This is a genomic window from Sporosalibacterium faouarense (assembly GCF_016765695.1).
GTDB lineage: Bacteria > Bacillota > Clostridia > Tissierellales > VENL01 > Sporosalibacterium > Sporosalibacterium faouarense.
This window is the reverse complement of record NZ_JAETGO010000037.1, coordinates 161,725-180,093: the sequence shown is the minus strand read 5'-3', so window position 1 is coordinate 180,093 and position 18,369 is coordinate 161,725. Positions and strand designations below refer to the sequence as shown.

The window sequence follows — 18,369 nt, the reverse complement described above, 5'->3', positions numbered from 1 at the left end:
AGTAATGGAATACGAATTACTATTTAGCAGTTATCCAGTAATAACATCAAATGAGATAGTGCTAAAGGAAATAGAGGTAGAAGATTTAAATGATTTTTATGAAATACATAACAGTGAATTAATCTATAAATATATTCCAGGGAAGGCAAGGAAAAATATCAAATCTGTTGAAAATATGATAGGACATTATAAGAGAGATTTTAATAAAAAGAAGATGATATTTTTAGGAATTTATATTACTATACCTGAGAAAAAACTCATTGGAATTGCTGAGATTTTTGATATTAATAAAAAGATTAATATGATAACCATTGGATATAGGTTAAATGAGAATTATTGGGGTAAAGGCATTGCAACAAAAGTGGTAAAGATGATAACGGGTTATATGTTTGAAAAAATAAGAGTCAATAGAATACAAGCATTTGTAATGGCGGAAAACGTTAGATCTAAAGAAGTTTTAAAAAGAAATGAATTTGTATATGAAGGAACTATACGCCAAGGTGAAATATGGAAAGAAAAAGGACTTATTGATTTAGAATTATATTCTATACTAAAGCAGGATTATGAAAAGTTATAATCCGCAACTTAAGGGAGGGTTCTGCAAGACAAGTATGAGTTTTAAAGGGAGATAAGATTTTATATCTGTTAGAAATAAAGAAGTGGTTATAAAAAATGGCAGGAACAATTGCATAATAATATGTTTACATAAAGGCGTCTAGGGAAGAAAAAGCTTAGGGATATGAGTGCTACATCTTTTAACTGGGATCAAAGCTCCACCGAGGAGGATTCCACTAAGGTCTAGTTCGAAGGTGTCGCAAACACAAAAACGTTATACGCAATTTTTCAATATTGAGTAGAATTAGGGAGGATTTATGAAAAGATTAAGAGTTGAAGCACAAATTACAGGCTGTCAATGTGCATGTGATCACTGTTTAACGTACGGGAAACATACTAAAGAGTATATGAGCTTAGATGAAATAGAACTAATTTTGAATAATATGAAGGAATATTCTGAAATTGGTCATTTTTTTCCACTTTTTGATGTAACAAATCACCCTGAGTTTATCAAAATATTGAAGTTATCTAATGACTATGGATATAAAAGAGATACATTATCAACGAACGGGGTCTATGAAATTTCGGATAATGAACTTAAATTTATGAAAGAATTTGGAATAAAAGATATACAATTAGCTTTTCACGGGTTAAATGAAACCCATGACAGCTTTGTTCATTATAAAGGTGCTTTTAAAAAACTTATTTCACTAATAAAAAAAGCTTCGAGTCAGGGATTTAAATTTTGGAATATTTTATTTATTAATAATAAGAATATTTCAGAGATTAGTGAAGTCATTAGGATACTTAAAAGCTTAGGGATTAGTGAAAAAGATTATATTGTAACGACATATATGTATCAAGGTAGAGCAATGAAACTAGAAGAGTTATATTTCACAAGAAAACAAATGAAAGAAGTTGAACTGATTTATCCTATCATACCAAGAGAAAGATATAGTGAATCTGAATGGATGAATAAAGTTAAGAGAGATGATAAATGGAACAAACCAGCATTTCAACTCCAAAGAGATAAATTGGAACTACATATTGATTCTAACTTTGATGTGTATTTTCAAAACATGAATCCTTATTATTTTAAAGGAATAAAAAAGAGTAAGGAAGGATTTAAGCTAGGAAATCTTAAACTAGAGAGATTAAATAAAATAATACAGAAAGCTGAAAGAGAGCGACCACCACTTATCAGATTGCTAGAAAATATAACTATAAAAGAACTAGGAAAGAAACTAGAAAAAGAATTAGAAAAAAAGAATGATATTCTGTATACACATAATGATATTCTGTATAAATGGCCATATGAATTTCTAAAGAGTGTTACGAATGAAAATAGCGTATAAAAAATATTTATGCAAGGATGCACCAAAGATTAAGTTTTAAGTGTTGTAGACACTGTTTTTTATTGGTAATGTATTCCATTGGAGTCAAATTCAAAGGCATTTCACTGGGAGCAAAAATTTACCAAGTCAGCATTCTGATAGGGTACAGTTCCAAAGTCTTGTAAGCAAAAAGGTGTTATCTGACATATGCGAGAAAGTATTTGTTAAAAGATACAGTTATTATGAAATCTAGATATAGAGTAGTGATTTGCAAATCATAGCATTTTATACTTGGTTTTGCTGGTATTGATTCTGGGTCATCTTACTCTTTAAAATATAAGGTTTATAAGGATTAATATATTATTTTTATAACTTAATTAGCTGATGATAAATGATTATGTTATCATAGCTAGTTTTTTTGTTTTTATTAATTTAGTGTTGACAAATGTAATATATCCAAGTATAATCATACTTATACAAAATTTTGTTTAAATATTAAATATTAATCCAGTGATTGGGAGAGTAAGTGTAATGATGATTTAAGCGAGCTAGAGTTGGTGTGAGTCTAGTAATCTAGTTATAGTGAAAAGAGCCCATGAGGAGATTTTTTGAAATAGTAGTAGGAAAATACGGATCCCACCGTTACGGGGAAGAGGAGGATATGCCATAGTCATATCAAAAAGAGTGGTACCGCGGGATTTTACTCGTCTCTTAATTATAAGAGATGAGTTTTTTTATTGCATAAAAAACTGTTTTCAACCGGTTGATAAGTTCATATGTAGATACAATGTAAGTTGAGTAGGGGATTGCATATATACAAGTAAAATACATTCTTACCAGAATCTTAATATGCAATTTTCTCGGATAAAGAAACTATCAAAGGGGGATTTAATAATGTCAAAAAATAAATTTAAGAAGTTTTTTTTAGTATCACTAATAGGAGTATTGGTTCTAGGATTAATAGCATGTGGGTCTACAACTGAAAAAGTAGATGTAAATAAGCAAGAAAGTCAATTAGAAGCAATAAAAGCTTCAGGTAAGATTGTACTAGGGACAAGCGCTGATTATCCACCTTACGAGTTCCATAAAGAAATAGATGGTAAGGATGAGATAGTTGGATTTGATATTGAAATTGCAAAGGAAATTGCTAAGGATCTTGAAGTTGAGCTAGTAATAAAGGATATGAAGTTTGAGGGATTATTAGCTGCATTAGATTCAGGAAATGTTGATTTTGTTGTTGCAGGAATGACGCCTACTCCAGATAGAGAAGAGAATGTTGACTTTTCAAAGATATATCATAGAACTGTACAAGCCTTAGTGGTAAAAAAAGATAATGTAGAAAATATAACATCTTTACAAGATTTAGAAGGTAAAAAAATAGGAGCTCAAAAAGGATCTATTCAGCAAGAAATAGCAACTGAGCAAATTCCAGGAGGTCAAATAAAGGCATTAGGAAAAGTATCAGATCTCATGCTTGAGCTAAAATATGGTAAGATTGATGCAGTTGTTGTAGAGATTGGTGTAGCAAAGGCATATGTATCAAAGAATAGTGATCTTTTGGTTTCTGAAATCAAATTTGATGAGGAAGAAGGAGGGTCTGCAGTAGCCCTTAAGGAGGGAAGTACTGAACTTGTTAATGCAATAAACAATACTTTAGACCGTTTGATGAAAGAAAAACTAATTGAAAATTTCGTAACTAAAGCTACAGAATTGATTGAATAAATGTATAAATATACAAAACTCTTATATTCATTAGAAACTAGGGTGGACCTTTTCCCTAGTTTCTAAACACTTTTACCAAACAAAAGATAAGTAGAATAGGAGGTAAATAAGAATGGATTTTAGTTTTTTAAGTAAGTATTATTTGTTTTTTTTAGAAGGAAGTAAAAATACAATACTACTTTCATTTTTTACAGTAATTATTGGTGTAATTCTTGGAACTCTTTTGGCTCTTATGAGACTTTCTAAGAAAAAAATAATTAAGTGGATTAGTGCATCATATGTAGAGTTTATAAGGGGGACTCCATTGTTGGTGCAATTATATATAATTTATTATGGATTACCTAGAATGGGTGTTGACTTTACTGCAATACCTGTTATAGGAGATACCTATGGAGATTTTATAGCTGGAATTATCACTCTATCCATTAATAGTGCGGCTTATGTAGCTGAAATAATTAGAGCAGGTATACAAGCAGTTGATAAAGGTCAAATGGAGGCAGCTAGATCTTTAGGGATGCCTCATGCTATGGCTATGAAGAACATAATCATTCCTCAGGCTTTGAAAAACATACTACCTGCATTAGGAAATGAATTTATTGTTGTTATTAAGGAATCATCGATTGTATCAATTATAGGTATTCAAGAGCTCATGTATAATGCAGATACTGTTAGAGGAAATTTATTTCAGCCCTTTGAACCTCTTATTATAGCTGCCATTATCTACTTTATTATGACATTTACATTGTCTAAGCTATTAGGAGTTGCCGAAAGGAGAATGAGTCAAGGTGATTAAAATAAGAAATTTATATAAAAAATTTGGGAAAGTAGACGTTTTAAATGGAATCAATGAAGTAATTCACAAAGGCGAAGTTGTCGTTGTGATAGGACCAAGTGGCTCGGGAAAGAGTACGTTCCTAAGATGCTTAAATTTGATTGAACAACCAACTTCTGGAGACATTTTACTTGAAAATCAATCTATATTAACAAAGAATAATAATATAAATGTTATTAGACAACAGATGGGAATGGTGTTTCAACAATTTAACTTATTTCCTCATATGACAGTTCTTGAAAATATATGCTTTGCTCCTAAGAAGCTGAAAGGTTTAGTCGAAAGAGAGGGGGAGGCTTTAGCATTAAATCTTCTAAAGAGAGTAGGACTTGAAGATAAGGCAGAAAACTATCCATCTCAATTATCTGGAGGACAAAAACAAAGAATAGCTATTGCTAGAGCACTTGCGATGAGTCCTAAGGTTATGCTATTCGATGAACCTACTTCAGCTTTAGATCCAGAAATGGTAGGGGAAGTGCTACAGGTTATGAAGGAATTAGCCAATGAAGGGATGACTATGGTAGTAGTTACTCATGAAATGGGATTTGCAAAGGAAGTTGGCAACAGGGTTCTTTTTATGGACAATGGATATGTGATAGAGCAAGGGTCACCTGAAGAGTTCTTCAAGAACCCTAAAGAGAAAAGGACTAAGGAGTTTTTAAATAAGATTTTATAATATATAAATCAGAAAGCAAAAAAATATGTGTATTTAAAGATTATAAATTCTCTAAGATTCTGAACATATAGTTAAATCTTGTCTGATAAAGTATATGAGGACCTAACTAAAATATTAAAAACATTCAAGAAAAATATATAAACTTTACTCTAGTAAGTTTAAATATTTCAAGTCCTTCCTAACTATATATTTTTCTTGAATAATACAAATAACGATATAAGGCTATCACTATAAATTAAACAAGATTTTATAATTATCATAAGTAACAAGCTCATTGTATAGCAAATATTCAGAATCTAAATCTGGGTTATAAATAGAGTTACCAGTTAGGGATAAAGACATTGAGAGTTTACTTTTCCAGTATTTGTGGCAATTATCTCAAGTTCCTGTTAGTGTAGAGATATCTAGTCCTGAATGACGGCAAGATGTAAGTTGTTTATTTAAGTATCCTCTCAAACCAAATTCTATAGTTAATCTTCCTGATATAGATAAAATAAAAGGTTGGTTAAAATACAGTTTATCATTTCAGTTATATCGTGTTGTCAAACAATATTTATAATACTTAATAGACAGCAGTGCTTTCTTCAACATTTTTATTCCCTATCAAATATTGGATATTTCTTTATTGACCCAGTTTTTCTTATGGTATAAACAATTGATTCAGAAGAAAGGATATAAATCAATCTATATATTTTGAGATAGTTTTGAATATTTTGACTTATGCTTTCAATATCAAATATTTTTTCATGTACTAAGTGCAAGATCCATAGAAATTATGGATTTATTTTTTTGCTTTAATTATGGTATTTATTGTATGAAGTGTTATTAATATGAAATATTTGATATAATGAATTCATGTTGAAAACCAATTATATAGTGGAAATTTTACTTATAAATAATCCTCGTAAAGGGAGGGAGTATCCAGGTGGAATCGTAGAACCAGGTGAAACCGTTATACAAGGATTGATTAGAGAAATAAAAGAAGAAACAGGCGTTAATGTTGACATAAAAAATATTGTAGGAATATATTCAAATACAAAAAAGAAGAATGGATACAATGGAGTTAAAGAAGTTCCAACAATTGTTACAATTGACTTTATATGCAAATACATATCAGGTGAGTTGCGAACCAGTGATGAAAGTAGTGAAGTAAAGTGGGTTACTAAGGAGGAAGCTCTAGACATAGTAAGAGCAAAACAACAGTTAAGATTGAGGAAAGCATTAGAGTATCAATCAAGTTTTTCATGTGTAGGGTATCAAATAAATTCATCTAATGAAATCGAAGTACATGAAGAATATTTATTAAAAAGATAGAAATGCAATAATTAACTAGTACTACTTATATAAAATATTTCAGGTTTATTAATTAAATACAATGCTACAGTTGCCATCACACATAAAACAGATAGTGGTCTTCAATGTTTTCACAGATATGCACTAGCGACAAACTTTTGGAGATTGTGTACTAAATATTCTTACTGAAAGAAAATCTTTACTAAGAGGCATTTCTTAGACTTTCAGCTTGAAGGTAGCGTAAATACTAAGATATTATATGTCACGAGTATTCATATAAGGAGGAGATTCTATGGGAGTAAAAATCACTTTATCTACTGAAGGATTTGATTGCTTTTACGATGTATTTAATACTAAAAAAGTACTAAAAAAACAAGACATAGAAATATTATTTAATACATTTTCATATGAGAAAATGATAAAGTTATTTGGTAAAAATGTTGGTCTTACAAAGAGAGAACACTGGGTAAATTTGTTTTATGAAGCATATTGTAGACACTTGAAATTAATTGAAAGTAATATAGAAAAAGATCCAATAAAAGAGAATATTATTGATTCTGTTTTATGGGCGTTAAATAACTTTGAAAGCTTGTACGCCAATGTAGAAAGAATAAAAGAAATAATTAATGAAAAAGATTTTATTTCAAAAGCATTAAAATATTTACCTGTTTTGGATTCGGATATTGAAATTGATATGGAGTTATACATATTTATGAATAATGCTTGCGTTGAAAAAGGACAAGTATTACTAGATGTCTCTTTTTTAAGTCAATTGAATGAAGAGCAGGTTAATGATTTATTAGCTCATGAGCTACATCATTATATGAAGAGTCATATTAGAGGTATCTATAAGCAGACGAAAGAAGGACATGAAGATGTAGTCAAATCTCTATTTGCTTTAGAAAATGAAGGAATAGCCGATATGTGTAGCTTTAAAGGATTAAGTTTTATATATGAATTCTTGGGATTTATGGAAAAAGTACTAATGGAAGATGTTTTGAATAACCCAGTTAGTTATATGAAAAAGTTTGGGGAAATGTTAAAAAACAAATTAGAATTCCAAAAAGAATCTATTAATTTATATGATTTTCTAATGAGAAACCAAATTATTCATCCGCTAGGATACTCTATGGGGAGAAATATTGAAGATGTATTTGGTTTAGATGAGTTGAAAAGTTGTGTGGGAAATCCTTTTAAATTTTTATTAAAATATCACCATTCTATAGAAATAAAGAATGGTGAAAAAATTCTTGATGGAAAAACTATTGAATATCTAGACAATATTTATAGTGATTCTATTTAGATATCTTAATACACTATAAAAGGCATTAACTTGGGTAGCGTATGATAAATGCTGTATCTACAGGTGAACTGTGGTCAGGATTTAGGGACATGCGCAATACATTTTCTCGCCAACTGGGTTAGTCACTGTATTAGGAGTTCATAATCTCGTAATTATAAACAACTTTATGTAGAGATTTAAGCTGTCGCAAACAAGAAGAGGTTGCACAATAGATGACAAGACTGTAGATAGACCACAAAGCATTTAAAAGAAGAACTGAAAGTTTGGACAAGCTAATTGGAGCGGCTATTGTAAACATATTAAAATTACAAAATGATATCTTAACAGTAGCAATAAGTGAAAAAGCTAAAATTAAAGGTTGGTTTAAATTTGAATTTGAGAGTTATTTAGAAAGGATTGGAATGTAAAATGTATAAGTGAAAATCTGTTACTGAATTAAGGAGAGAGATATTGAAAGTCCATGATAAAAAAATGTAATGACAATTATTATTTTAATTGGAGGTAAATTTCATGAAAAAATATTTTATTATTGTAACTTTAATGCTAACTGTCTTATTAGGTGGTTGTACTGCAAATAATGAAAATGTAGATGCTTTGCTTTATACAAAAGGACTTGATTTGGTTCACAGAATGGACATAATGGCTGAAAACGATAAGTATATAGATCTCATGTTTGCTTTAACTCAAGTTGGAGAGAATATCAGAGAAATTGGAAAAGGAAATTATTCAAAGCCCAATGAAGTATACAAAATTACGATTCCCAAAGGGCTAGAAATATATGATTTTGTAGGCAGCGATATGACTGGAATACCTGAAGAGATAAAGACAGAAGTAGAAAAACGATTTATTGCTACGATTTCCTCTCGAGTTAATGCTTTGAATGGATCACTTGTTTTAGCAGCTTCTTCTGCTATTACATCATCGGATAGCTTCATAAGCGAAGGTTTAGATAATAATACTCTGTATATTTATCTTTATGAAGGCAAGTATTCCGCAATAGTGTCTTTCTATCCAGGAAATGAAAATATTGTTGGAGCATCTGCCAATTTTGTGCTAAGTGATTCTTTGAATCAAGTTTCTTCAGATTCTGAAATGTTAGAGTGGCTTAAAAAATATGCATCTCTTGTTGATTGTGAAGTGGAGAAGGTTGAATAAGCTACATTTGAAGCAGCTTATTTACATTTTATTCTTAAAAAAAGGGTATTCCCTGTCCGTCAATCTGGCAGTATGGAGTTCGTGCTATTCGTCTGTTGGATAATGAGACGGCTTATATGGTTATGGATTTTCCCTTGGGAAAGGTAGAGAATCCTCATACAATCACAACAATTCAAATGAACAGTCTTGGTAGTGCCTGTGGCTCAATGTACAAAGCTTTTTCACAACTACCAGAGCTTTCAGTTAAAGGGTTTCCTATTAACAACAAACAAGTAATAGATTCGTTATTATTTTCCTAATAAGCATAAAACTAAGTTAAGTATTTACTTAACTTAGTTTTTATATAAGGATGTACCAAAGCAAGTTTTGAAGTGTTTTGCCAATAAATTAAAATAAGTAGTAAGGAGTGAAAATATAAAATGAAAATTTCATCAAGAATAACTTTTTTCGGGAATTGTAGGGAAGCAATTGAGTTTTACAAGGAAGTATTTGAAATAGAAAACGTAAACGTTGAAACTTTTGAAGACAGTAAAGAAATGAGTAATATGCAACTTTCTGAAGATGAAAAAAGGTTAGTATTTAGATCAGAATTAAAGATAAAAGACAAAGAAAGTTACTTTTCTATCATTATGGCAGATTCACCTGTTTTGGCATTTAATAAGGGATATATTGGCAATAAAAATAATGTTGATAATATTACTTTTGAAGTATCTTGTATAACCAGAGAACAAATTAAAGAAATATATGAAAAATTATCAGCAGAGGGTAAAATAAATATATCTTTACAAACTAAGAACTCATATAAGTTATTCGGAAGTTTAATAGACAAATATGGGGTATGTTGGAATTTGTACTGTTAAGTTTTAAGATGTATTTGGAAGGATTGATAAGATGAAAAGATTTATATTGTTAATAGTAGTATTATTTAGTTTACTTGGGGCAGTTGGATGTATGAACAAAAATGAAATTAGTGAATCAGAAATTGAGAATCGAACTTACATTAGAACTCAGGTTACAACAGAAGATAAACCAAAGGAAAATTCAAATGTAGATATTAATAGTGGGTCACAAAGTGAAAGCAAAAATAAAAATGATAATGATAATGATATTCAAAGTATATCGTCGTTTATACCTACAGGCTGGCATGTCTTACAAAAAAGTGATGGTAAATTGGCTATGGCAGAAGGTGATTTAAATAAAGATGATATAACTGATAAAGTATTTGTAATTGAGAAAAGTGACCAACTGGAGTATGAACATCCAAGAAACTTATTAATAGCTTTTGGCAATAAGGATAATACTTATACACTGTCAATAAAGGTAGAAAAAGCTATTCTTCTTAGGAATGAAGGAGGGGCTTTTGGAGACCCTTTTCAAGACATGATTATCGATAGAGGTTCAATTTTATTAAAGTTTTATGGTGGTTCAAGTTCTAAATGGTTTATGGATTATAGGTTTCGTTATCAAGATGAAGGTTGGTTTTTAATAGGAGCTACCTTGGGTGGGAGTTTTACAGGTATAGATGGAAATGTCTATGTAGATGAGGAAGATTACAACTTACTTACAGGTGATTATATTATACGTAAGTATGACGAAAATGGTAAATTGACAATATCAAAGGGAAACAGAGGGAAAAGACAACTTTTGAATTTGCGAAATTTTGATGCAGCTGCAGATAATAAGTCAAAGATTTAGTTAGATGATATTATAGGGTGTTTAAGGTTAGTACAATACCAATTTACGAAAATGGAGGAGATAGAAATGAAAGTCTATGAGAGAAGTTTAGGAGTTATGAATGAATTTTTTGTATAAGATTATCAATTTGCTCTAGCAACATCATTAGAAGTTTGCTAATTGGTAATCATTTTTAATAGGATAATGTGATATTAAACCTGATTGTGTACAAAGGGGAATATACTTAATTGTTGAGATGGTTTTTGAGAGCTTATACTATATTAGATTACGAGGAGAAGTGTATTATGTTAGAGAAAAAAGAGAGAGTAAAAAATGTACTTAAAAAGAGTGATGGACAAGATGCAACTAATAGTGTATGGCAAATATTAAATGATGCATTTGAAAAGGATAGGGACGGTATGACGATTCAAGAACTGAATGTATATCTTATCTTGAATTTTATTATGGAAGTACATAGTGGAGGCTTTGAATCTTTTTTTGAACATTCATATGGAGATTATACTGAAGAGACATTGAAAGCACTAAAAGAAGTAAAATCAGTTATATTTAAAAACTTGTTTGAAAAAGCTGTATTGGAATTTCCTGGGAGTTATGTTCCAAAAGATATGTTTGAAAGAAGAAAAATAAAAGAAAGTATTATAAGTAAAGCTGAAGTTGTTTGGGACTCCTTAGATAATGAATGCTATAAGTATGAAGAGAATATTGACGAATTATTAATTGAGTATATTAATGATAATATAAGATATTTTAGTTAGTGGGTTAATGTAATAATTTTATTAGAGAAGGAGCAATAAGAGGAAAAGCTCTTTTTATTATATCTGAACAATCAGAAAGAATATCAAATTTCATTATAAACGATATAAAGCATGGTGTTACTCTGCTAAAAGGAACAGGAATGTACACTAAAGGCGAGAAGAATGTTTTATTTTGTATTGTTAAGAAAAATCAGATTGTAAAAATAAAGAAAGCAATTTTATCTATTGGCGAAAATGCATTTATAAGTATTTATCCGCCCCATATAATATAGAAAACTGTACTAAGTATAATTGTGCTAAAATATTGCTGCCCCTAAAGCCCTATATGAAATATCAAAATTAGGATTAGAGGTTTAATTTGATTTAGATGTAGGAGGGATTTAATGATAAAAAGAAATCTTATTGCTTTTGGATTACACTTAGTAATTGTTTCTATTGGATTGTTGGTAACTTCTATAAATATAGTTGCTCAAAATATATTATTTGCTTTTTCGGTAATTATATATTTCGTGTTAGGAAGATGTTTTCTTGATACTGGGAATTTATTTAAGAATTTGATGTCGTTTTCATCAATTTGGTTAGTTGGTATAATTATATGGGTTTTTGATTTTAAAATTTATAATTTTCATGAATATAGAAATGTTGAGCTATTAAAAGGTGTAATATACAGTTTTTATTATTCAAGTGTTAGTCCAATTTTAGAATTATGTTATGTGCCTATAAATGAGAAATTTAGTGGGCTACATCCTTTAAGGGCTTTTTGGGTTTCATTTATACCAACAACAGTAATGTGGTTAGGACTTCAATGGAAAAGTATGTGTAAAAAATCATAATATAGACTGAAATATGCTTTAGTATAGGTAAAGAAGAAAGTTTTTGTGAACAAGTAACCGTAATACATTCCTTAGTTAGATACAAACATAGTCAGGGTCTATTTCATATAGAGCTATTTTTTTCGTTCAATTATGGGATTTATTGTATTAAGTGTTATTAATATGAAATATTTGATATAATAAATTTATGATGTAAAGCCGATTACGTAGTTTAGCTTTAAGATTAATTAGGGTACTAGGGTGTATTGCTTTTTTAGCAGAAAGATTTAACGAGTAGCACTTTTTAAAGATTTATTTCAAAAGTATTTAAAATGCTAGAATGTTAACCACTATTATTACAGATGAAGTTGTAAAGAAAAGAATTTTAGATGCACCTAAAATTACTTCAGTTTTTGTGGGAAATAGCAATAGTGGTGTAGTTTTTAGATTTGCGATGATAGCCTGAAAATATTTTCAAACTGCAGATATAGGAAGTATAGTTAAAGAAATTGAAATAGATTTAGAGGGAGAAGATTTAGAAATATGATTTAATATTAGGTATTTAGATAGAGGGATTAAGAGTTATCAATGAGGGACAAATCGTATTTTGCTTTTCAAAAGGAAGTAAATCACCTGGAGTTATTAAGCTAGTATCTGACATAAAATATGAATATATAATATTAGCAGTAAGAATTAATAGTTATAGTAGGAATTGAGAAAAAAAACGCAATCTAAAGAGGGGCCTAAATTACACTTTACAAATGAAGAAATAGGAAAATTATATTGTACAAGATAGAATTATAGAAACCGTCTGCATATACATAACTATTACAAAAAAGGAGCTCGAAAGTAATGAATTATCGAAAACAAAAATTTGCAATAATAATTTTTATAATAAATCTAGTATTAGTATTTTCTGGTTGTAATGTAATCGAGAATAATAAAGGTGATTTACAACAACCATCTCAGAAATCATTTTCAGAGAGTGATTCTGAAAAACTATCAAATTCAGACAATAAAACAGTGAGCTTTTCTACATTTGATATTAATAAAAAGTATTTCAATGATATAAAAGGTTTTGTAGAATTAAGACTAAAGTTACCACGACTAAAAGGTAACTACGATGGAATACCTAAAATCAATAAATATTTTATTGATAAAGAAAAGTTTTTCTATGATGAGTTACCACTCGATGTTTTAAAAGAAGCTAATATAAAGGTACAAGGTGAAGCTGACAATTGGTATAGAAGTGCTGACTACAAACTTGAGTCTGTATTGGGAAATATCATTTCAATGTCAGCGTACTTAAATGGTGGAGCTGGTGGTGTAGGATGGGCTGGTATAGAAGGAGATACTTTTAATCTAAATACAGGAGAGAAATTGGAGCTAGGAGATGTATTCAAAGTAGATGAATATGAATATATGAACTTCATATATGAATTTGTGTCTAAAGAAATTATGACCAAAATTAATAGCAATAAAGAACTGGGTTACGGTAGTGGATATAATTTTGACGATGCTTACTCTGGTGTTGGATTTGAGAGTATTAGAGGGGTTGATCCCAATAATTTTTACCTTACAGAAAATGCACTAGTAATTTTCTATCCTAAATATGATTTGGCATGTGGAGCAGCTGGACCACAAGTATTCTCAATATCTTTTGAACTAATTTCTAATATGCTGGATATTGAAGTAAAATAATAGCAATTACAATTTATGTCCGTATGGCACTTAATATTTCAAGAGAAGAGTAGGAATCATTCATAAGTGAATATTATTTTTATAGATATAAATATGTGGATTTAAAGTTAAATCAAAATCTAGGTAAGATTTTTATTTACAAAGTGTTATGAATACTAATAAATCATATGATATTTATAATATTGTATTGGATGGAAAAATGAAGGTTAAGATTTGGAAAACGACGAATCTAAATATTGTAGATATTAATAAATTTGCATAAAAGCATCTAGTAGGACAGTCTTTGAATATTAGGTATCACATTCATGATTAAGGATTGTTCCTTTAAAGGTTAGTTAACACTGTTTATAATATGAAGAGGTTTTATATTAGTAGGAACGGATAATTTGATAGTATGTTTTTAAGGTAAATTAAAATGGAAACAAAGGAGGAAGTCTCATGAGTACATATAGTGAGTTAAAATGGCTTGGAAATGATGAAATGCATCTTGATGAGATAGATATAAAAAAATGTGGCAGCATATACATTGGGAGTTATGGTGGAAATACAGAAGCTGGTGCAGACAAAAATGAAGATGGAGCATTTGTTTTATCTGATAGTGATTGGAAGTTTGCAATGATTTTGGATGCTCACACTTCATCAGAGAGTGCTAAATTGGTTCTTAATTATATGATAAAGTACAAAGAAGAATTGTTGTCAGTACTAAACTTACCAATTGAGACTATGTTTGCTAAAGTTGAAAATTTAATTTTAGATATTTTTCTAAGTAAAGAATTTGTGCAAAAGAGTAAAAAAGTAAAGGGAGAAACAGCTTGTTTAATTTGTATTCAGAGAGAACAATACGTGTGGTGGCTCTCAATTGGAGATAATTTGGTTTATTTGTTGCATCCTGAATTTGCAGAGTTAGGACAATATAAACTGAATCAAAGACAATTTTATCAATGGGTTGGACAAGTCAACTCATTAAACTTAACTGTACCTTGTTATTCAACAGGGATAAGAGAGTTAAGAGAAGGTTGGAACTATATTTATCTAATTACAGATGGAGTACTAGAATGTGGAGAAAGACCGTTTGAAAACTCAAAATTAATATATGATGTACTGACAAAAAGTGAGGATAATGGGAAGGTAAATATTAAGAGCAACATATTTAATTTATTGAATAGAGTAAATGAAGAAAAGGGAAGGGATAGTGCTACTACGATAGGATGGGCGTACTACAATAAAAATAAAGCTTGTCGTCCTTCCAGATAGAAATAGCTATTATTTAAAAAATTTAGGGGGATTTTATAATGGGACATATTAAGTTATATTATTCAAGTTGGGAAGAATTAGATGATGAAATTAAATCTTTATTCTCGGAGATGTTTCAAGGTAATGGTAAGAAAGCCAAGCAATGTTATGAGTTGTATTTTTATTGGTATAATATAGTTCATGAAATGGGACATATTTTGAAATTCCAATACGGTTCAACGGAGCAGGAGAATCCATGGAAAGAAGAGCAATATGTAAATGAATTCGCAGTTGCATTTTGGAGGGGAAATCAACAAGAAGAAAGATTGGAAATGTTAAAAAAATTTTTAGAAGAAGTACTAACTATAATTCCTAGTCCCATACCAGATGGTATTCCAGCCTCAAAATTTTTCAATGAAAATTATCATAAATTAGCTGAGAATCCACTAGAATATGGATATTTTCAATTTTATCTTGTAGTTAATTCCTTAGAGAAGAGCGATAAGCTATATGATGTTATAAAAAATAGGATCTGGGATGATATAGAATACTTTGAACCTAATTATTGTATAGAGTATGAAAATATTAATGAAAAACTTCCTAAAGAAATAATAAATGACCTAAGAGACTATCTAAAAGAGTTTGGAATGCATCTTCCTGATATTAGTGTTCAAAAGAAATCCACACCTTATATTCAGTATGTATCAGTTGAGAGATGATTGTATGTAAATATTTTAAATGATTTGAGTAAAGTCTTTCAATGGAAATGCAACATATAATGTACTTTGACAAAACTCGGTGGGGAATATCTAACTTTTTTTGGCATGAAAGCTTATAGAGAATTATATTCAAATATAAGTGATGATTTTGAGTATTATTTTATTCATTCTTTTAAACAATCATTTAAAGATATAGAGAGTAGCTTTATCAAATATTTGGAAAGTGTAAAAGTAAACAGTAATATTTTTGAAGTATTAGAAAAAGAATTGGAGAACAGGAAGCTAGTAAAGGAGATATAAACGCTATTTTATCTATAAAATAACTTGAACGAACATCAAAAGTCTAGACATAATTGTCACAAAATTACAAAATAAATTTATAGGGGTTTTTTAAAAATGTGATTTTGATTAGGGAGTGATAATATGAAATTAAATAAAGGGATATTTCCAGAAGAAATATTTAAGGATATTAAGAAAAAGGATGGTTATATAGCTATCATTTTTATTATAACCTATTTTCTATTTAGTTTTATCGATTTTTATCTATTTAAAGACTTTATGCTAGGTATTAATACCAAGATTTATTCTAAAGAGTTAAGAAGATTATTATCTGGTATAGGGTTCTACATATTACCTATAATCGCTATTTTTATTATTTTGAAGTTGAGAAATCAGAAAATATCAACAATTGGATTTAGGCAACATGGCTTGAGATGCTCAATTATATTAGGAATTATTTTAGTTGCTATTATATCAATTGGTCATATATTGAATGGAAAAGAGTTAAGTTCGATAATATATAATCTGATATTTTTCATTTGTATTTTAGGTTTTAGTGAAGAAATAGTTTTTAGAGGTTTTCTATGGCCAAGACTTGTAGTATGCTTTGGGAAAAAATATGGAACTATCTTAAGTGGGATTTTCTTTGGAATAATGCATGCACCAGTCAATATTGTATTAAAAGAGGGATCTTTTTTAAATTCTATATTTAATGAGATTGGTGGAGGGATTGTAGGAAGTTTATTATTTATCTATATATATACACGTAATAGTAATATTGTATTACCTTCTTTTATTCATGGAGCTCTTGACTTTATTGCATGAGATACTTATTAGTTTAAGAGTATTAGTTTAGAGATTTGTGGTGAACTCTATATTCTTTGCTAAGTTAAGATTTTTATTTTAGGAGGATTAGGAATATGAAGAAAAAACTAAGCTGAGTCTTATAGTAATAGGCATTGTAATAGCAGGTTTAGTGGGTGTGACAGCTTATTTAAATAATGGTGGTGCTACAACTAGTTATGCGGTTTTAGCTAGTGTGAAAAATAATAGTAATGGTAAAACGAGAAATATTTATTGGCAATATAATTGTACAAAAGCTCAAATGAAATGGATAAATGATGAGACGATTAAGATAAATGGCAAAAAATTAAAGGTTAAGAGCGATATATATTATTATAGAAGAAAATAAAAGAGAGTATATTTTTATTAAAGATTGATTAGTAACGAATAGTATGCAGAAAGTATAGTCCAGAATATTTAGGATCACTGGACTACACGCAATAGTTCTACTTATGAATCATATTTGATAGTTCACTATCTATTTTTGCTCGATGCATTTCAATAATTAATTGCTTTGCATCCATTTGAGACAATCTTTCAATTTCATTTTTTATCATTTTACATGCTTTCTGAGACAGATTGGTGAATATTCTATTTTGAGTAGATTCATCACAATCTATTAAAGCAATGCTTAATGTTGTAGGATTGACTTTATATAATAGATTTTGAATCTCTTTATCTGTCATATTAGAAATGTTATTAAATGAAAGGTCATAGCTTTTCTGGTTAATAGTTTTTAAAACTATTTGATTATCTTCTACTTCTAGTTCAAATTCTTTATCAGCATTACATTGCTTTAATATTGCTTGTGGAATTCTTATGCCTTTTGAGTTACCGATAGATATAATAGGAATACGCAAAAATTTCACCTCCTTTAAATTAATTGCATATGTAATTACAATATAAATACAAAACTATTGCAAGGAGATTGGACGTACAGAGTTAGTAGCAACTTATACTAAAATTAGTATGTAAAAGAACATTAAGAATAGGGAGGTTTTTCTATGCTTAAAAAAGGAAATATTGTTGAAAAATTAAAAGAGCTTAATTTACCGATAAATGAATATTGGGTATTGGCAGGTGCAGCACTAGTATTACATGGTGTAAAAGAAGAAACAAGAGATATAGACTTAGGTTGTACTAGCAATATTATTGAGAAATTAGCATCAAGAGGTTATAAAGTAAAATTTGAAGATGATAATAGTCGAAGTCTACAAGTTGGGGCCGAATTTGAGTTTTTTGAAAATTGGGATGTAGAAGAAATTGAAATGATTGAGGGATTACCTGTGGGTAGTTTAGAAAGTATTAAGAAACATAAAGTTGACCTTGGCAGAGAAAAAGATTTAAAAGATATCGAATTGATAAATCAATTTATTGATAAAAAATATAGAAATAAGTAAAGTGGAAAAATAAAACATAAAAAATCATAGAAATCATTCATATTAATAGTTTAAATGATTAT

The 18,369-nt window shown here is 29.2% G+C and carries 24 protein-coding genes and 1 other annotated feature; of the genes, 23 read left to right on the top strand and 1 reads right to left on the bottom strand.

The genetic code is table 11. The features are described 5' to 3' along the window. Positions 1-4: 4 nt before the first annotated feature. The 22 genes from JMO20_RS07415 to JMO20_RS07315 all read left to right on the top strand — a co-directional run bounded on the left by JMO20_RS07415 (position 5) and on the right by JMO20_RS07315 (position 17,256). Complete coding sequence (locus JMO20_RS07415; RefSeq protein ID WP_202708903.1) at positions 5-577, top strand: GNAT family N-acetyltransferase; 573 nt, start codon at positions 5-7, stop codon at positions 575-577. Positions 578-872: 295 nt separating this feature from the next. Then, positions 873-1,910, top strand: a complete 1,038-nt coding sequence (locus JMO20_RS07410) for a radical SAM protein (RefSeq protein ID WP_202708902.1) — start codon at positions 873-875, stop codon at positions 1,908-1,910. Between the two features lie 480 nt (positions 1,911-2,390). Beyond that, positions 2,391-2,604 (top strand) — a binding site (T-box leader). 179 nt (positions 2,605-2,783) lie between these two features. After that, complete coding sequence (locus JMO20_RS07405) at positions 2,784-3,611, top strand: transporter substrate-binding domain-containing protein (RefSeq protein WP_202708901.1); 828 nt, start codon at positions 2,784-2,786, stop codon at positions 3,609-3,611. A gap of 112 nt (positions 3,612-3,723) precedes the next feature. Next, positions 3,724-4,404 carry an amino acid ABC transporter permease gene (locus JMO20_RS07400; protein WP_202708900.1) on the top strand — a complete coding sequence of 227 codons (681 nt, stop codon included), beginning with the start codon at positions 3,724-3,726 and terminating at the stop codon, positions 4,402-4,404. Then, positions 4,397-5,119: an ATP-binding cassette domain-containing protein gene (locus JMO20_RS07395; protein WP_202708899.1), complete on the top strand. Its 723-nt coding sequence runs from the start codon at positions 4,397-4,399 to the stop codon at positions 5,117-5,119. The genes JMO20_RS07400 and JMO20_RS07395 overlap by 8 nt, the downstream gene beginning before the upstream one ends. A gap of 858 nt (positions 5,120-5,977) precedes the next feature. Further along, positions 5,978-6,433, top strand: a complete 456-nt coding sequence (locus JMO20_RS07390; RefSeq protein WP_243414664.1) for an NUDIX hydrolase — start codon at positions 5,978-5,980, stop codon at positions 6,431-6,433. 271 nt (positions 6,434-6,704) lie between these two features. Next, the gene (locus JMO20_RS07385; RefSeq protein ID WP_202708897.1) at positions 6,705-7,715 is read left to right on the top strand and encodes a DUF5700 domain-containing putative Zn-dependent protease; all 1,011 of its coding nucleotides are present in this window, start codon (positions 6,705-6,707) and stop codon (positions 7,713-7,715) included. Between the two features lie 263 nt (positions 7,716-7,978). Continuing rightward, positions 7,979-8,122, top strand: a complete 144-nt coding sequence (locus tag JMO20_RS07380; RefSeq protein ID WP_202708896.1) for a hypothetical protein — start codon at positions 7,979-7,981, stop codon at positions 8,120-8,122. A gap of 103 nt (positions 8,123-8,225) precedes the next feature. Beyond that, on the top strand, positions 8,226-8,870 hold the full coding sequence (locus JMO20_RS07375) for a hypothetical protein (RefSeq protein ID WP_202708895.1): 645 nt from the start codon (positions 8,226-8,228) through the stop codon (positions 8,868-8,870). A gap of 95 nt (positions 8,871-8,965) precedes the next feature. Continuing rightward, positions 8,966-9,169 (top strand): hypothetical protein, encoded by a 204-nt coding sequence (locus tag JMO20_RS07370; RefSeq protein WP_202708894.1) that lies wholly within the window; start codon positions 8,966-8,968, stop codon positions 9,167-9,169. Between the two features lie 120 nt (positions 9,170-9,289). Further along, positions 9,290-9,730 carry a VOC family protein gene (locus JMO20_RS07365; protein WP_202708893.1) on the top strand — a complete coding sequence of 147 codons (441 nt, stop codon included), beginning with the start codon at positions 9,290-9,292 and terminating at the stop codon, positions 9,728-9,730. 31 nt (positions 9,731-9,761) lie between these two features. Then, positions 9,762-10,565, top strand: a complete 804-nt coding sequence (locus JMO20_RS07360; protein WP_202708892.1) for a hypothetical protein — start codon at positions 9,762-9,764, stop codon at positions 10,563-10,565. Between the two features lie 284 nt (positions 10,566-10,849). After that, positions 10,850-11,320: a DMP19 family protein gene (locus tag JMO20_RS07355; protein ID WP_202708891.1), complete on the top strand. Its 471-nt coding sequence runs from the start codon at positions 10,850-10,852 to the stop codon at positions 11,318-11,320. Positions 11,321-11,340: 20 nt separating this feature from the next. Continuing rightward, positions 11,341-11,592 (top strand): YitT family protein, encoded by a 252-nt coding sequence (locus JMO20_RS20595; RefSeq protein WP_341534002.1) that lies wholly within the window; start codon positions 11,341-11,343, stop codon positions 11,590-11,592. Between the two features lie 111 nt (positions 11,593-11,703). After that, a complete protein-coding gene (locus tag JMO20_RS07345; RefSeq protein WP_202708889.1) occupies positions 11,704-12,153 on the top strand; it encodes a hypothetical protein in 450 nt (149 codons plus the stop codon). A 319-nt stretch (positions 12,154-12,472) separates the two neighbouring features. Then, complete coding sequence (locus JMO20_RS20320) at positions 12,473-12,598, top strand: hypothetical protein (RefSeq protein WP_279380074.1); 126 nt, start codon at positions 12,473-12,475, stop codon at positions 12,596-12,598. A gap of 386 nt (positions 12,599-12,984) precedes the next feature. Further along, positions 12,985-13,833, top strand: a complete 849-nt coding sequence (locus tag JMO20_RS07340; RefSeq protein ID WP_202708888.1) for an RsiV family protein — start codon at positions 12,985-12,987, stop codon at positions 13,831-13,833. Between the two features lie 438 nt (positions 13,834-14,271). Continuing rightward, the gene (locus tag JMO20_RS07335) at positions 14,272-15,087 is read left to right on the top strand and encodes a PP2C family serine/threonine-protein phosphatase (protein ID WP_202708887.1); all 816 of its coding nucleotides are present in this window, start codon (positions 14,272-14,274) and stop codon (positions 15,085-15,087) included. A 38-nt stretch (positions 15,088-15,125) separates the two neighbouring features. Beyond that, positions 15,126-15,785: a hypothetical protein gene (locus JMO20_RS07330; protein WP_202708886.1), complete on the top strand. Its 660-nt coding sequence runs from the start codon at positions 15,126-15,128 to the stop codon at positions 15,783-15,785. 105 nt (positions 15,786-15,890) lie between these two features. After that, positions 15,891-16,085 carry a hypothetical protein gene (locus JMO20_RS07325; RefSeq protein ID WP_202708885.1) on the top strand — a complete coding sequence of 65 codons (195 nt, stop codon included), beginning with the start codon at positions 15,891-15,893 and terminating at the stop codon, positions 16,083-16,085. 123 nt (positions 16,086-16,208) lie between these two features. Continuing rightward, a complete protein-coding gene (locus JMO20_RS07320) occupies positions 16,209-16,889 on the top strand; it encodes a CPBP family intramembrane glutamic endopeptidase (RefSeq protein ID WP_202708884.1) in 681 nt (226 codons plus the stop codon). Positions 16,890-17,046: 157 nt separating this feature from the next. After that, positions 17,047-17,256, top strand: a complete 210-nt coding sequence (locus JMO20_RS07315; protein WP_341533999.1) for a DUF5412 family protein — start codon at positions 17,047-17,049, stop codon at positions 17,254-17,256. Positions 17,257-17,353: 97 nt separating this feature from the next. Here the strand turns inward: JMO20_RS07315 and JMO20_RS07310 are convergent, their stop codons facing one another. Next, complete coding sequence (locus JMO20_RS07310) at positions 17,354-17,767, bottom strand: FliG C-terminal domain-containing protein (protein WP_202708883.1); 414 nt, start codon at positions 17,765-17,767, stop codon at positions 17,354-17,356. Between the two features lie 144 nt (positions 17,768-17,911). Here JMO20_RS07310 and JMO20_RS07305 point away from each other — a divergent pair, with 144 nt between their 5' ends. Beyond that, positions 17,912-18,307, top strand: coding sequence for a hypothetical protein (locus JMO20_RS07305; protein WP_202708882.1), 396 nt, complete (start codon positions 17,912-17,914; stop codon positions 18,305-18,307). The last annotated feature ends 62 nt before the right edge of the window (positions 18,308-18,369 follow it).